The following is a 14877-nucleotide window of genomic DNA, read 5'->3' as shown; positions in this document are numbered from 1 at the left end:
GCGCGCGACCTGACGGCCATCGCGCTGAAGATCGCCTTAATGCGGGAAAGGTGGTTCGAAAAGAAAAGCGGAGCACGAAGGCGCCGCTTGGCGTTTCCACTCAGGCTGGAACGTCGCGCCGGCTCGTGGCGGACTTGTCGCCACTTACTTCGCGGTGACCGCAGCGCCAGGCTGGGACCAACGCGGCTCTGCCGTTCTGTCCGCGCTTTTCGCGAGCAGACACACCACGGCGGCCGCAATAATGTCGAACACGGCCAGCACGACGAAGAGCGGACTGTAGCCGACCTGCGTGACGAGGACACCGAACAACGCGGTGAACGCCGCAGCGCCCAGATAACCGGCCATGCCGCCCATGCCCGTTGCGGTAGCCACTTCGTTCTTGCCGAACATGTCGGACGTGATCGCATACAGCGCGCCGGACAAGGTCTGGTGCGCGAAGCCGCCGACGCACAGCAGCGCAACCGCGACGTACGGACTCGCAACAAGGCCCACGCACGCCGGTCCAATCATGCACAGCGCGCCGACCACGAACACCATTTTGCGCGACGTGAACAGCGAGACTTTCGCATACTTATGAAACAGCGGGCTCAGATAGCCGCCGAGCACACAGCCAATATCCGCCGCGAGAAACGGCATCCATGCATACAACGCGATTTCCTTCAGATTCATGTGACGCTCGGTCATCATGTACAGCGGGATCCACGCGTTGAACGTCTGCCATGCCGGTTCCGACAGAATGCGCGGAATGCCGATCGCCCAGAAGTCGCGGCTGCGCAGCATGGCCGACCAGCTGCGCTTGGGCGCGCCCGCGTCGCTGTGCTTTGCCTCCTGGCCGCTGAGGATATAGTCGCGCTCCCCGTCGCCGAGCAGTTTCTGGTTGCGCGGATGCTTGTACAGCACCATCCATACGACGCTCCACACAATGCCTGCTACACCGACGATCACGAACGCCAGTTGCCACAGGCCGTGCAGCAGCGCCCACACCACGAGCGGCGGCGCCAGCAACGCACCGATCGACGAACCGATGTTGAACCAGCCGATCGCAACCGAGCGCTCCTTTGCCGGGAACCACTCGCTGGTGGCCTTTACGCCGGCCGGAATGCCAGCCGCTTCGGCAATGCCGAGCAGGCCGCGGAAAAATGCCAGGCTGCGCCATCCGGTCGACCACGCCGCCGCCGCGCAGGCGAGGGACCACGCCAGCGCGAACGCGGCGAAACCGATCTTGGTGCCGACCGTATCCAGCAGGAAACCCGCAACCGGCTGCATGAATGCATAGCAAAGCTGCCACGCGACGACCACGTGAGCGTATTGCTCGGTCGTGATGTGCAGATCCTTCATCAACGTCGGCGCGGCCACCGACAGCGTATTGCGCGCGAGATAGTTGATGATGAGCCCGGCCGCGACCAGACTGACCATCCACCAACGGATGCCCTTGATCTTCATTGCTGCGTCTCCTAATACCTGATCGTTCAGGACGGCCGCGCGGCCGAAGCGGCTGCACCGCCCGCGCCGCTCTCCGTGCCGCTGTCCGCGTCGTCGCGCGAATAGTCGATGCCGACAAACCCGCCGCCCTGGAAGCGCTGACCCAATGCGTCGAGCGGATTGGGTCGCGCGAGAACCTCCTCGGCGTAGTCTTCGGCGTTCTGCTTCGGCGTGTAGCCGAGACGCTCGGCTCCGCTGTTGTCCCACCAGCTGCGCGTATTGGCCGACACGCCCCACACGGTGATGAAGCCCAGGTCTTCTGCTTCGATGCAGCGGTCGAGGAAATGCATCAGGTCCGCGTGACCGAACCAGGTGCTCAGATGGCGCGGCTCCGTCGGACGCTCGAGACAACTGCCGATCCGGACGCACACGCTTTCGATACCGTGCTTGTCCCAGTACATGCGCGCGAGCGCTTCGCCCCACACCTTGCTCAGCCCATAGAAGCCGTCCGGGCGCAGTTCGCAGTCAAGGCTCAGGCGTTCCGTCACCGGGTACATGCCGATCGCGTGATTCGAACTCGCGAACACGATCCGCTTGACGCCGTGCCGGCGCGCGCCCTCGTAGACCTCGACGAGACCGCGCAGATTGTTTTCGATGATCTCGGGCAGCGGACGCTCCACGCTCGTCCCGGCGAAGTGGATCAACACGTCGACCCCGTCGAGCAGCCGATCGACGACCGCCGGATCGCGCAAGTCGCCGTGCATTACATCCTCGCCTTCGACGAGAGGCGTCAGCGGCTTCGAGCCCGCCGCCGAACGCAACGGAGTGCCGCGCGCAATGAATGCGGCGCGCACGACCGAGCCAAGCTGGCCTCCGGCGCCACTCAGGGCAATCTTCTTCATAGGGGTTCCTTTACTGCACCGGCTTGCGAGCGGCGGGGATAATCCACACCTCGGCTTGGGTGAGATCGCTTACTGCTCGATCTAGTTGTACGATAACGTACTATCTATGATGCGGAAGCGGAATTCAATTAGGCATTTACCCTGAGAAAACGCGCCTTTCAAAGCTTTCTCTCAGACGAATTGCGATGTAAAGCGTTTAATCTTCATGCGATGTCGTATAACTTCTCGTGGACATTGTATCGGTCCATAGCACCACGACATGCCGCGCATCTGATCCAAGGAGGTCTTAGGCCTCCGAAGTGCATCGTCCGCAGCAGCACCGCTTTCGCACAGCTTTGCTGCGACGCGGTCGATTGCCGCAGTTTCGAGTCACGCCGCTTAACCAGCGCAAAACTGGCAATAAGAAAAACCTGATATGTGTCAACGGCTTGCAGCATAAGAACCGCCAAAACCTATAAAACAACGCGGTTTTTTGACGCACGTCGCGGCGCAGCATAAATCCCGCTCTTCCCCTAATCTTCGGCCATCTGCGAAACGCAGTGCGCACCGACACCGGTCGACGCGCGTAGTCCGCCCACGCGGCATCACGCACTTCACGATCATGAACTCCGCAATATCGGCATTCGACCTTGCCCGCATCCAGTTTGCGTTCACCGTCTCTTTCCATATCGTCTTTCCGGCGCTGAGCATTGGCCTCGCGAGCTTTATCGCCGTACTCGAATGGCGCTGGCTGAAAACCGGCAAGGCGTACTACAAGGACCTGTGCCTCTTCTGGTCGAAGATTTTCGCCGTCGCCTTCGGCATGGGCGTGGTGTCCGGCGTCGTGATGAGCTATCAGTTCGGCACCAACTGGTCGGGCTTTTCGAGTTTCGCCGGCCCTGTCACCGGACCTCTCTTGATGTACGAGGTCATGACCGCGTTTTTCCTCGAAGCCGGCTTCCTCGGCATCATGTTGTTCGGCTGGCAGCGCGTGAGTCCGCGCGCACACTTCGGCGCGACGCTGATGGTCGCCATCGGCACGCTGATCTCCACGTTCTGGATTCTTGCGTCGAATAGCTGGATGCAGACGCCGCAAGGATTCGAAGTCGTGAACGGCCGCGTGGTGCCGCTCGACTGGTTCAAGATCATCTTCAATCCGTCGTTCCCGTACCGGCTCGCGCATATGGCACTCGCGGCGTTTATCGTCGCCGGGCTCGTCGTGGCGGCGGTGGGCGCGTGGCATCTGCTGCGCGGACGGCGCGATCCGGCCGTCAAGAAGATGTTCTCGATGGCGCTCTGGCTGCTGCTGGTTCTCACGCCGATCCAGGCGTTCGTCGGCGATCAGCATGGCTTGAACACGCGCGAATATCAGCCGGCCAAGATCGCTGCAATCGAAGGCCTCTGGGACACCGAAAAAGGCGGCACCGCGCTGAACCTATTCGGCATTCCCGATATGCAGGCCGAGACCACGCGCTATGCAGTGTCGATCCCACACCTGGGCAGCCTGATTCTCACACATAGCTGGGACGGCGAAATACGCGGTCTGAAGGAATTCCCGCCGCAAGACCGGCCCAACTCGACAGTGGTGTTCTGGAGTTTCCGGATCATGGCCGGGCTGGGCGTGCTGATGATCGTCATGTCGGTCGCCGCGTGGGTGTTGCGCCGTCGTGGGCGCCTGTTCGAGTCGATGTGGTTCCAGCGCGTCGCCGTGGCGATGGGTCCGAGCGGTTTCATCACGCTGCTGGCCGGCTGGGTCACGACTGAAGCCGGCCGTCAGCCATGGGTCGTCTATGGCGTGATGCGCACGTCGCAAGCCGTGTCGCCGCTCACCGCGCAACAGGTCGGCATTTCGCTGATGGCGTTTGTGGTCGTCTACTTCCTCGTATTCGGCACGGGCATCTATTACATGCTCAAGCTGATGCGTTCGGGCCCGGCGCTTCCTGGACACACGCCGCACGGCGTGCCCGGGCAAACGCCAAACCAGACCGCGCGCCGCCCTTTCTCCGCCGCCGATCAGATGATCGACGCCGCCTAACCCTGATCGCCTGCGAGTAACAAAATGGACGTAACCGTAGTGTGGGCCGCAATCATCGCGCTAGGCCTTTTCATGTATGTCGTGCTGGACGGCTTCGATCTGGGCATCGGCATTGTCTTTCCGTTCTTCCCCGAGGAAAGCGAACGCGACCTGATGATGAACACCGTCGCGCCGGTCTGGGACGGTAACGAGACTTGGCTCGTGCTCGGCGGGGCCGCGCTCTTCGCCGTGTTCCCGATGGTGTATTCCACCGTATTGTCTGCGCTGTATTTGCCGCTCATCTTCATGCTCGTGTGCCTGATCTTTCGCGGCGTGTCCTTCGAGATTCGCGCGAAGGCGAATCGCACGAAGCATATGTGGGACCTCGCGTTCATCGGCGGGTCGGCGGGCGCGACGTTTTTCCAGGGCGTCGTGCTCGGGGCATTTCTGCAAGGCATTCCGGTGATCGACGGCGCCTATGCCGGCGACGCCTTCGGCTGGCTCACCCCGTTCAGCCTGCTGACGGGCCTCGGGCTCATCGTCACGTACGCATTACTGGGCTGCTGCTGGCTTGTCGCGAAAACGGAGGGCGACCTGCAGCGCCGCCTGCATCGCGTGGTGTGGCCGCTGACGGTGGTGCTGCTCGGCTTCATCGCGATGGTGAGTCTCTGGACGCCGCTGCAAGACCCGAACATCGCGCAGCGCTGGTTCCACGACGGCCTCTTCTATCGGCTGCTGCCTGTTCCCTTCATGGTCGCGGCCTGCGCGGTCCTGATGCGACGCGCGGTGCGGGAGCGGCATCACAACACGCCGTTCGTCCTCGCGTTACTGCTCGTGCTGCTCGGTTATGCCGGACTGCTGGTGAGCTTGTGGCCGTATGCGATACCGTCGAGCGTGACGCTGTGGGACGCGGCCGCGCCGCGCTCCAGCCAGACGTTCACGCTGGTCGGCGCAGCGGTGATTCTGCCGATCATCATCGCGTACACGACGATGGGTTACTGGGTATTCCGAGGCAAGGTGCGTCATGGCGACCAACATCACTATCACTAACTCCGCGCGCAAGCTGCCGGGCTGGCTCTGGTTCATTGCGCTGTGGTGCCTCGGAGTGGGCTCGGCCATGTCGCTCGGCTTCGCCTTCAAGGTTCTGATGAATGCAACGCTATTTGCCGTGAAATGACCGCTCGCCGCGCGTGCGCCCGTACGGTTTATCCGGCTCGCATAAGCTTTCGTATCAGGCCGCCGCGGCTTCAAAAACGACGCGCACGGCTCGTCTACGTAGCAAGCCGGAACCAATGCGCGAGAGAGACCTGCCTGGATCAGGCATAGATGAAAACGTGGCGCCGGCGATGCCACCAGCAGAGAATGACCGAGACGGCGAGCCGCAAGGCCCGCCGTCCCGCACTGATCGGCTTATGATCACGGGGTAGCCGGCAATGATGCGATTCACGACAAGAGAAGTAAAACAAGACCCAGCAACAGCGGTAGTCCACAACGCGCAAGCCCGACTCGTGGAGACATCATGAAGTTTCTTGTGGCGGACGACCATGAATTGATCCGGCAAGGCGTCAAAGGCATGCTCCGCGGACTCGACGCCGACGCCCAGTTCGACGAAGCCGATACCTGGGAAACACTCGCCGCCGCGGCGCGGCCCGATGCCGATTACGATCTCGCAATCGTCGATTTGCATATGCCGGGCATGAGCGGCGCGTCGTCGCTCGAAATACTGCTGAAGGCGAATCCGGCTCTCCCGGTAGTCGTACTTTCCGCCGAAGAGTCGCCGGACGAGATGCGTGCGGTGCTCGCCGCCGGCGCGCTTGGCTTCGTGCCCAAGCGGCAACCCGCAAGCGTCATGTTGAAGGCGATCGAGCTGGTGCTGTCGGGCGGCGCATATGTGCCGATGGAAGCACTCAGCCTGCTTGGCTCACGCGACTCCCAATCCGCGGACTCATGCGCGGAGCGCGCCAGTGCAGGATCGTCGCAGCAGGCAGCGCCGGGCGGCGCCGGCCAGAGCACGGCGACGCTGACCGAACCGATCGCACAGTTGCAGGCGTTGCAGCCGCATCAGCAGCATCTGCTCGAGAACCTGTCGCCGCGTCAGCAGGAAATCATGCGGCTCGTGCATCGGGGCTGGACCAACAAGATGATCGCACGCGAACTCGGCGTGGCCGAGGGCACCGTCAAGGTGCATCTATCGGTGATTTTCCGGGCGCTCGGCGTGCACAACCGGTCCATGGCAATCGCGGTGATCAACGGCTGGCTCGAAGCTGGGAAAACGCTGTAGCGGCGGTGGTCGGCAGCGCGACGTGCTTGCATTTATGGACTCTGGCGGGCACGTCGTGACGCAGAACCGCTTTTGCTCGTGCTTGCCTGCGCCTATTCTTGACTTTGGCGCCGCGCTGCTGCGAAAACCCGCGACCTCCCTGCTATCGCCGCCTACCCTTCCTGTTGCGATGCGCTCTGCGGACGATGCCGCACTTCGACACCCGCCCTGCCTCGCGGCATGGTCGCCCGCGCGCCGCCAGTCTCTTCGCTCAGCACGGTCCCTTCACTGCCTGCATCGACGCTGTGGCCCGCAGGCGATTCGGAAGCGGCGCCCTGATGCCCCTTGTCCAATTCCGCCTGTTGCCACAGCATTTCCAGCGTGCGGCGCAAACGCGCCGCCGTCACCGGCTTGTGCAAGACCGGAATGCCTTGCAACGCGAGCGCAGCCAGTTCGGCCGACGCCATGTCGCCAGTAATCAGCAGCGTCACCACACCTTCGTGGCCTGCGTGCGCGAGCATGCTGCGCACTGCCGTGAGCGCCTGCGCGCCGGTCCTGTGATTGGCCAACTGATAGTCGCATAGCACCGCATCGGGCACGAAACCGTCCGCCAGCGCGGCCAGCGCAGCGGCTTCGTCGCGTGCGCCGCGTACCGTGCAGCCCCATCGCCCCAGCAGCGCGGAAAGGCCTTCGAGAATCGACGGTTCGTCGTCGATGCACAGCACCTGCCGCCCTTGCGCCGACGGCCCGCCCGCCCCCGCTTCGTTCAGGCTCGCGACGATCGCGCTCGCGTCGCCCTCCTGCACCGGGAAGCGGAACACCGAACCGCGGCCCGGCGCCGAGCGCAACTGCAACTCGCCGCCCAGCATGCCGACCAGTCGCTTGACCGTCGGCAGCCCGAGGCCATGACCTTGGCGCGCGTCGCGCTGCGGGTTCGCGACCTGATAGAACTCCTCGAAAATGCGTTCGTGCTCTTCAGCAGGAATGCCGATGCCTGAATCGCGCACCTCTATATAGCCGCCCGTGGTTCGCCCCGCGCGCCGGACACCGAGCCAGATTGCGCCTTCCTCGGTATAGCGCACGGCGTTCGACAGCAGATTGCTCAGCACGCGTTCGAGCAGCACCGGATCGTCGTGGACCACCATCGACGTCGGCGCTATTCGAAGCGCGAGCCCTTTCGCCGCCGCCTGCGGTCGATACTGGCTGCCGACGCGCTCGAACAACTCGGAGAGCCGGAAATGCAGACGGATCACCTGCGTGACGCCGCTCTCGAGCCGCGCGAGATCGAGCACCTGGTTGAACAGCTGATTCAGTGCTTCGACGTTATAGACAATGTGCTCGGCGGTCTTCGCGTGCTGCGCGGGCGTCGCCGCCGGATCGTTCAGCGACGCCGCGAGCAGGCCGATCGCGTGCAGCGGCTGACGCAGATCGTGGCTCGCTGCAGCGAAAAAGCGCGTTTTCGCGAGACTGGCCTCTTCGGCGACATGCTTTTGCAGCGCAAGCGATTCCGCGAGGTACTGCTGATCGACGCGCGCCTGCACCACCTGCTGGAAGAGCTTCCGGTAGCTCAGCGCATACACGTTGATCGCGCAGAAGAAGAACGCGAGCACGATCGCCAGAATCGTGCGGTCGAACGTATGCGTGCCGAAGTGCAGCAGGATCGACGGGAACAGCAGGAATGGAATGGCCGTGGCGAAATTGAGCATGTCGAAACCGTTCGACATGAACACGCCCGCTGCCAGCGTGACGAGCATCACCGTGTGCAAGAGCGGCAAATCGCTCTGCGGACTCTGGAACGCGAACCAGATGGCGATTCCAGGCGCGCTGTAAAGCAGCACGCCACGCACGGCATGCAGATTGATCCAGCCGCGCGGCGAAACGAGATGCGGATAACGCCGGTTGCAGATCCACAGCGCGAGGCCCGCACAATTGGCCGCCGCATAGAACCCGAAGCAGGCAATGAAAAGCGGCGGCGAGGGTATGGCGGGCCAGTAGAGCGCCACCAGCACCGCGATCGAAAACCAGTGCGAGAAGAACGCGATCGGGTCTTGTGCGTACAGCACGCGCACCAGGTCTTCGTCGATTGCACGCTGGATCGGGTCAGCCCGCATCGCGCGGTCTCCTTGTGGGGCACGGCAAATTCGGTGATGTGGCGCGAAAGCCCGGCGCTGGCATGAAGCGCGGCCCGGCGTGTTGCGCAAGAGCTTGCACGGTCTACGGCAATGCAGCGGCGAGGCGCAACCGCTTTCTCATCAGACGAATGAGGGGCGCCCCGTCGGATGGTTTACCCGGCAGTTTACCCATCAGCTACGACTTAATCCATATATGCGAAGCCGTCGGCGGCGACCATACTGCTTTCACAACATCGCGCGGCCCAAACGGTTCCATCGTCGATTCTTCGCCTGCAGTCGAGGCTCACCGCGCTTCTCGCCTTACCCTAATGGAGGCTTTCATGGGCGCAGTTCCGAGCCACGAGTTCGTCCGCAATCTCGACGATGCGATCCTGCCCGATCTATGGCGCCGCCGTACCCAGCTGTCCGCCGACGAGATGGTGTCCATGGTCGAACTGGTCAAGCGGGCCTTGCGTACGTATCACCCGCTGGAGTTGCAGGCGCTCGGCGAAGACAAGGAAGAACTGGTCGCGCAGTTCATTTATTCCAAGGTGTTGCGCCTCGCGCCCGGCCACACGGAAACGCATGCCTGCGCGGACAGCGCGCCGTCCAACGGCTACGCGTTGTGCGCGTACTTTCGCCGCTATCTGATCGACTGCCTGCGCAGCGCCGGCCATCAACGCAACGTGTCGATGGAAACCGACGGCATGGCGCAGGAAATCGATCTGCACGCCCAGGCATTGGAAGACCCCGTGCAAAGCGTGCTGCTGCAATATGGTCTCAACGAGCAAGGGGTGCGGCTCGCAGCTCGCGCATTTATCGAAAGCCTCGACGAGCCCGAGCGCATCGTGCTGGCCGGCAGCCTTGGCTGGTGCTCGGAAGGCAAAGGCGGATTGTCTGCGGTTGCGGCCCAGCATCGTGTGCCCTCGTATCACTATCGCGCCGTCAAACTCGGCGTCACCATGAAAAAGACGGCCACCGCCGACGATTTTTCCAACACGAAGATCGGCCGCTGGCTCACGGACGTGCTGGGCATCGAAATAGACGTCGACAATCGTGGCGCCATTCTGCTTGCGCTCAACCTGCTTGCGGCAGAATCGAGCGATAGCGAAATGAATGAAGTAGCCGCGTAACAGCGCACATGCATCAGCGCGAGGCAGCAGGAAAAAACCGGGGGCGGCACCAATGCCGCGTAGCGCATCGCTTCGATGCGCCTTTTTTTGTCATCCCGCACCGCCTACGATAAAAAAACCGCGAGAGCGCGCCGTCTTCGTTGCGCAGCCCGGATCCGTTTCCCAGCATCGATTCCTGACGAGGTGGTCCAGTATGAACCGCTTATCGAGCGCCATGACGGCGATGAAATCGCACTACGAAGTCGTCGTGATCGGTTCGGGCTACGGCGGCGCCATCGCCGCCAGCCGCATGGCGCGCGCGGGTCGTAGCGTGTGCGTGCTCGAACGCGGGCGCGAATTCATGGCCGGCGAATTCCCGCGCACGCCGTTTCAGGGCGCCGAGCAGGTGCAATACAACACGGCGCTCGCGCAAATCGGCTCGCCGCTTGCGCTGCTCGAAGTGCATGTGAACGACGACGTCAACGCCGTGGTCGGCTGCGGCCTCGGCGGTACTTCGCTGATCAACGCCAATGTCGCGTTGAAGGCCGATCCGCGTTTGTGGGACGACCCGCGCTGGCCCGCCGCGTTGCGCGCCGATCAGGCCGAACGCGACAAAGGTTATCAGCGTGCGTGGGACATGCTCGAACCGTCGCCCGTCCCGGCGCACTTCCGCAAATTGCCGAAACTGGTTGCGCTCGGCCAATCCGCCGAGGCGCTCGGCATGGCAGACCGCTTCAGCACGCCACCTGTGACCGTTACGTTCGAGGACCGCACCAACGCGGCCGGCGTCCCGCAGAAAGCGTGCACCGGTTGCGGCGACTGCAACTCGGGCTGCAACTACGAGGCCAAGAATTCCACACACATGAACTATCTGCCCGATGCCGTCGCGCACGGCGCGCAGATTTTCACAGGAGCTGCGGTACATTCGGTGGTGCGCAATGCAGACACGCAGAAGTGGCAAGTCGCCTACCAGCTCGTGCGCCTCGGCCGCGAGAGCTACGATGCGCCGGACCTCTTCGTCACCGCCGACATCGTGATCGTGTCGGCGGGAACAATCGGCTCGAGCGCGTTGCTCCTGCGTTCGCGCAACGAGGGCTTGACCGTATCCGCCATGCTCGGCGAGCGCTTCACCGGCAACGGCGACGTGCTCGCCTTCGCGTACAACACCGACGAAGTGATCAACGGCGTCGGCTGGGGCGCGCATGTCGATCGCGAAATACCTCCGGTCGGCCCGACTATCACTGGCCTGATCGATCATCGCAATACCGCGGACGTCAAAGACGGCTTCGTGATCGAGGAAGGTTCGCTCGCCGGGCCGATCGGCGCGGCGCTCGTCGGCATGCTAGGCGCCGCTGCGCCGCTCTCGGGCGTGGATGTTTCGGGACCCCGCACGATCGAACAGCAGCTTGCTTACGACGCACGGGTCGTCGAAGGGCTGCTGCACGGACCCTATCGCGGCGCGCTCAATCACACGCAAAGCTACCTCGTGATGGCGCATGACGACGAAAGCGGCCAGATCAGCGTGAATGAAAAGGGACGGCCGCGCATCGCATGGGAAAACGCGGGCAAGCAGCCGATTTTCGCAACCGTCGAGGACACGCTGAAAAAGGCGACGGTCCCGCTCGGCGGCAAATACCTGCGCGATCCGATTTCGAACGATATTTTCGGCAACCGGACCGTGACCGTGCATCCGCTTGGCGGCTGCGCGATGGGCGAGGACGCGGAGCATGGCGTGGTCGATCATCTGGGCCGCGTTTTTAGCGGCAAGACGGGCACCGACGTACACGAGGGCCTCTACGTGATGGACGGCGCAGTCATGCCCATGTCGCTCGGCGTGAATCCGCTGTGGACGATCTCGGCGCTCGCCGAGCGCAATTGCGCGCTGCTGGCGGCATCGCGCGGCTGGACGATCGACTACGATTCGAAGGGCACTGCCGGCACGCCACCCGTGCAGAAGATCGGACTGCGTTTCACCGAAACCATGGTCGGCCACTACACGCCGGCCGGCGCGAACGAGGCCGCTGCAAGCCCCATGGCGTTCACGCTCACCGTCGAATCCGACGACCTCGCCGATATGCTTGGCAATCCAGATCATATGGCGAGGACGGCCGGCACGCTGACCTGCCCTGCTCTGTCCGCGCAGCCAATGACGATCACCGAGGGCACCTTCAATCTCTTCGTGGCCGACACGGACGACGTTGACGAGCGCAACATGAACTATCGAATGACGCTCAATTCGGCAGAAGGCAAGACCTGGTATCTGAGCGGGCAAAAGATCATTACACGTACGTCGCCGCTCGAGTTGTGGGAGCAGACGAATACGCTGTATGCGCAGGTTCGCGATGCACCGTCGATCGACGCGCCGCCTGTCGGCAGCGCGAAGCTGATCATCACGCCGGAAAACTTCCTGAAGCAGCAACGCACGCTCGAAGTCACCAATGCGCCCGATCTGACAACGCGTCTCGAATGGACGTTGAAGTTCGGCAAGTTCTTTGCTGGCGTGCTGTTCAGCGAATATGGCGGCGTTGCCGCGCCTTTGCAGTACTACGACCCGAACGGGGCGCCACGCCTGAAGCGTGCCCTTCGTGCGCCGGCGCCACAGGTGTTCTTTTTCGACACGCTGGACGGCACGCATCTGCGGCTCACGCGCTACGTCGATCCCGCGCGCAAGAACGCGCGCCCTGTGTTGCTGATTCACGGCTCGGGCGTGTCGAGCCGCATCTTCTCGACGGATCTGGTCGGCACCAACCTCGTCGAATATCTGTGCGCCGCGGGCTACGACGTGTGGCTCGTGGATCTTCGCGTGAGCATCGAAATGCCGAGCATGCTCGTGCCGACGAACGTCGATAAGGTCGCGCTCGAAGATATTCCCGCAGCCGTTGCAAAGATTCGCGAAGTGACGGGCGCAGCGGATATCCAGGCGCTAGGCCACTGCATGGGCGGCCTCGCGTTGAGCATGTCGCTGATGGCGGGACTAGAAGGCGTGCGCTCTGCGGTCATATCACAGGTGGCCGCGCATCCGGTGCCCGGCCGGCTCGGCAGGATCAAGGCCGGCCTGCATATCCCCGACATCATGCAGCACCTTGGCGTGACCGACCTCACCGCCTACACGAAGGACGAAAGGTGGCCGCACAATCTGTTCGACGAAGCACTGCGGCTCTATCCGGTCGATCACGACGAGGGCTGCGGCAACCCGATCTGTCATCGCGCGACTTTCATGTACGGCCTGCTGTACGAACACGCGCAGGTGAGCGAGACGCTTCATTCGAATTTGCAGGAACTGCTCGGCGTACACGACGTCGGCGTGTTCAAGCATCTCGCTGCCATGGTGCGCGCGGGAAACGTCGTCAACGCCGATGGTGACGACGTTTATCTGAAAGGCGAGCGCGGCATGAAAGGCCTGGAAGGCATGCGGATTCCGATCGGTTTTATTCACGGCGACTGCAACGAAACGTATGTGCCGCAAAGCACCGCGCTCACCTACGAAATGCTCGTCAATGCGTTTCCCGAGCAGCCTTATGAGCGGTATCTGATCCCGGGTTACGGACACATCGACTGCATCTTCGGCAAAAACGCGGCAGTCGATGTCTATCCGTCTATTGCGCGCTATCTGAACGCGCACTAAAGCCGCATTTCAGAACAGCTTGCCTGGATTGAGAATGCAGTGAGGGTCGAGCGCATGCTTGATTGCTGCCATGGCTGCGAGTTCGGCAGGCGAGCGCGAGATGGGCAGAAACTCGCGCTTGAGCAAACCGATTCCATGCTCGGCCGACACGGACCCATGCAGCGGCCCGAGCATTTCATAAACGAACGCGTACACGGCGTGATGATCGACGCCCGGGATCGAATGGCCGTCCACAGTGACATGCAAATTCGAATCGCCGATGTGCCCGAAGAAATATGATTCATTGCCGGGCCACCGTTCGTTCAGGGCCGAGCGGCAGCGTTCTACGAATTCGCCGATCACGCTGATCGGCAGGCTCACGTCGAAATTGATCGCGTCGAGCCGAACTGGAAATTCGGCGGTGCATTCGCGAATTGCCCATAGCGCACGCGCGTCTGCCACGGATTGCGCTATCACCGCATCGCGGATCGCGCCTTGCTCGAGCGCGTCGGTGAGCGCGGCGGAAAAGCGCTCGCCGTTGTCGCTCGCATCGAAACTCGCGTGTTCGATCAGCGCGTAGAGCGGATGCGATCCGTTGAACGGCGAACGCTCGCCCGTCAGCTTGACGCCGAATTCGTAGAAGTCCGGCCACATGATTTCGAATGCGCCGATGTCGTTGCCGAAACGCGTCGACAGACGCCGAAGCAGATTGACGGCCGCCTCATAGCCGTCGAGTGCGACGAGCGCCGTGTGACGCGCGGCGCGCTGCGGATGAAGCCGCAGCACCGCGCGCGTGATGATGCCGAGCGTGCCTTCGGAGCCGATGAACCAGTGCTTGAGGTCATAGCCGGTGTTGTTCTTGACCATCTTGCCAAGCGAGGTCAGCACGTCGCCATTGGCGAGCACGACTTCGAGGCCCATCACCTGGTCGCGCGCCGTCCCCGACTGGATCACGCGATTGCCGCCTGCATTGGTCGCGAGATTGCCGCCGATCTGGCATGAGCCGCGCGCGCCGAGATCGAGCGCGAGTTCAAAGCCCGCTTGCGCCGCCGCCTCCTGTGCGGTTTGCAAGGTAGTGCCGGCGCGTACGGTCAGCGTGGCTGATGCCGCGTCGATTTCCTCGATGCCGGTCAAGCGTTCCAGCGACAACGCGATGTCGGTGGCGCGGGCAATCGCTCCGCCGGCGAGGCCCGTCATACCGCCCTGCGGCACCACTGGCTGACAGGCAGCATGGCAAATGGCGAGCGCACGTGCGACGTCCTCGGTGCTGCGCGGCAGCAGCAATGCGGCAGGCCGGGTCGGAGCGTGACGCGTCCAGTCGGTCAGCGCGCGCTCGCCGATCTCGTCGCCCACGCGCACCGCCTCGTCGCCGAGCGCGGCACGCAGCGCGTCGAGCGTTGCGGCAAGCGGAGCAGTGAGCGCAGCCGTGCTGAGCGGCGGGTTCGCGTTGCTGTTGTCGGTCATGCAAGTGTT

General features: G+C 62.9%; 10 protein-coding genes. 6 read left to right on the top strand and 4 right to left on the bottom strand.

What is annotated here, in order from left to right; all coding sequences use genetic code 11:
- Positions 1–144: 144 nt before the first annotated feature.
- The gene (locus OH764_RS22140) at positions 145–1443 is read right to left on the bottom strand and encodes an MFS transporter (protein ID WP_498850809.1); all 1299 of its coding nucleotides are present in this window, start codon (positions 1441–1443) and stop codon (positions 145–147) included.
- A 26-nt stretch (positions 1444–1469) separates the two neighbouring features.
- Positions 1470–2324: an NAD-dependent epimerase/dehydratase family protein gene (locus tag OH764_RS22135; RefSeq protein WP_498850808.1), complete on the bottom strand. Its 855-nt coding sequence runs from the start codon at positions 2322–2324 to the stop codon at positions 1470–1472.
- Between the two features lie 601 nt (positions 2325–2925).
- Here OH764_RS22135 and OH764_RS22130 point away from each other — a divergent pair.
- The 4 genes from OH764_RS22130 (at position 2926) to OH764_RS22115 (ending at position 6598) form a co-directional block, all read left to right on the top strand.
- Complete coding sequence (locus OH764_RS22130; RefSeq protein ID WP_498850807.1) at positions 2926–4338, top strand: cytochrome ubiquinol oxidase subunit I; 1413 nt, start codon at positions 2926–2928, stop codon at positions 4336–4338.
- Positions 4339–4362: 24 nt separating this feature from the next.
- On the top strand, positions 4363–5367 hold the full coding sequence (cydB, locus tag OH764_RS22125; RefSeq protein ID WP_408487100.1) for a cytochrome d ubiquinol oxidase subunit II: 1005 nt from the start codon (positions 4363–4365) through the stop codon (positions 5365–5367).
- Positions 5342–5494, top strand: a complete 153-nt coding sequence (locus OH764_RS22120; protein WP_498850806.1) for a hypothetical protein — start codon at positions 5342–5344, stop codon at positions 5492–5494. The genes cydB and OH764_RS22120 overlap by 26 nt, the downstream gene beginning before the upstream one ends.
- Positions 5495–5836: 342 nt before the next feature.
- Positions 5837–6598, top strand: a complete 762-nt coding sequence (locus OH764_RS22115) for a response regulator transcription factor (protein ID WP_498850805.1) — start codon at positions 5837–5839, stop codon at positions 6596–6598.
- A 152-nt stretch (positions 6599–6750) separates the two neighbouring features.
- Here OH764_RS22115 and OH764_RS22110 read toward each other — a convergent pair whose 3' ends face one another.
- Positions 6751–8688 carry an ATP-binding response regulator gene (locus OH764_RS22110; protein WP_498850804.1) on the bottom strand — a complete coding sequence of 646 codons (1938 nt, stop codon included), beginning with the start codon at positions 8686–8688 and terminating at the stop codon, positions 6751–6753.
- A 341-nt stretch (positions 8689–9029) separates the two neighbouring features.
- Here OH764_RS22110 and OH764_RS22105 point away from each other — a divergent pair, with 341 nt between their 5' ends.
- Positions 9030–9821, top strand: coding sequence for a hypothetical protein (locus tag OH764_RS22105; RefSeq protein ID WP_498850803.1), 792 nt, complete (start codon positions 9030–9032; stop codon positions 9819–9821).
- A 193-nt stretch (positions 9822–10014) separates the two neighbouring features.
- Positions 10015–13425, top strand: coding sequence for an alpha/beta fold hydrolase (locus OH764_RS22100; protein ID WP_498850802.1), 3411 nt, complete (start codon positions 10015–10017; stop codon positions 13423–13425).
- Positions 13426–13434: 9 nt separating this feature from the next.
- On the opposite strand, the gene OH764_RS22095 is transcribed toward OH764_RS22100, so the two are convergent.
- Positions 13435–14868, bottom strand: coding sequence for an FAD-binding oxidoreductase (locus OH764_RS22095; RefSeq protein WP_498850801.1), 1434 nt, complete (start codon positions 14866–14868; stop codon positions 13435–13437).
- Positions 14869–14877: the final 9 nt, after the last annotated feature.

Source organism: Burkholderia sp. M6-3, assembly GCF_050858985.1.
In the GTDB taxonomy this organism is placed as follows: domain Bacteria; phylum Pseudomonadota; class Gammaproteobacteria; order Burkholderiales; family Burkholderiaceae; genus Paraburkholderia; species Paraburkholderia caledonica.
The sequence above is the reverse complement of the archived record's forward strand: the minus strand, read 5'-3'. Positions and strand labels throughout refer to the sequence as shown.

Excerpts from the sequence above, each read along its gene's own strand:
- OH764_RS22140 (WP_498850809.1), bottom strand. The coding sequence starts at position 1,443 with ATGAAGATCAAGGGCATCCGTTGGTGGATGGTCAGTCTGGTCGCGGCC.
- OH764_RS22135 (WP_498850808.1), bottom strand. The coding sequence starts at position 2,324 with ATGAAGAAGATTGCCCTGAGTGGCGCCGGAGGCCAGCTTGGCTCGGTC.
- OH764_RS22130 (WP_498850807.1), top strand. The coding sequence starts at position 2,926 with ATGAACTCCGCAATATCGGCATTCGACCTTGCCCGCATCCAGTTTGCG.
- cydB (WP_408487100.1), top strand. The coding sequence starts at position 4,363 with ATGGACGTAACCGTAGTGTGGGCCGCAATCATCGCGCTAGGCCTTTTC.
- OH764_RS22120 (WP_498850806.1), top strand. The coding sequence starts at position 5,342 with ATGGCGACCAACATCACTATCACTAACTCCGCGCGCAAGCTGCCGGGC.
- OH764_RS22115 (WP_498850805.1), top strand. The coding sequence starts at position 5,837 with ATGAAGTTTCTTGTGGCGGACGACCATGAATTGATCCGGCAAGGCGTC.
- OH764_RS22110 (WP_498850804.1), bottom strand. The coding sequence starts at position 8,688 with ATGCGGGCTGACCCGATCCAGCGTGCAATCGACGAAGACCTGGTGCGC.
- OH764_RS22105 (WP_498850803.1), top strand. The coding sequence starts at position 9,030 with ATGGGCGCAGTTCCGAGCCACGAGTTCGTCCGCAATCTCGACGATGCG.
- OH764_RS22100 (WP_498850802.1), top strand. The coding sequence starts at position 10,015 with ATGAACCGCTTATCGAGCGCCATGACGGCGATGAAATCGCACTACGAA.
- OH764_RS22095 (WP_498850801.1), bottom strand. The coding sequence starts at position 14,868 with ATGACCGACAACAGCAACGCGAACCCGCCGCTCAGCACGGCTGCGCTC.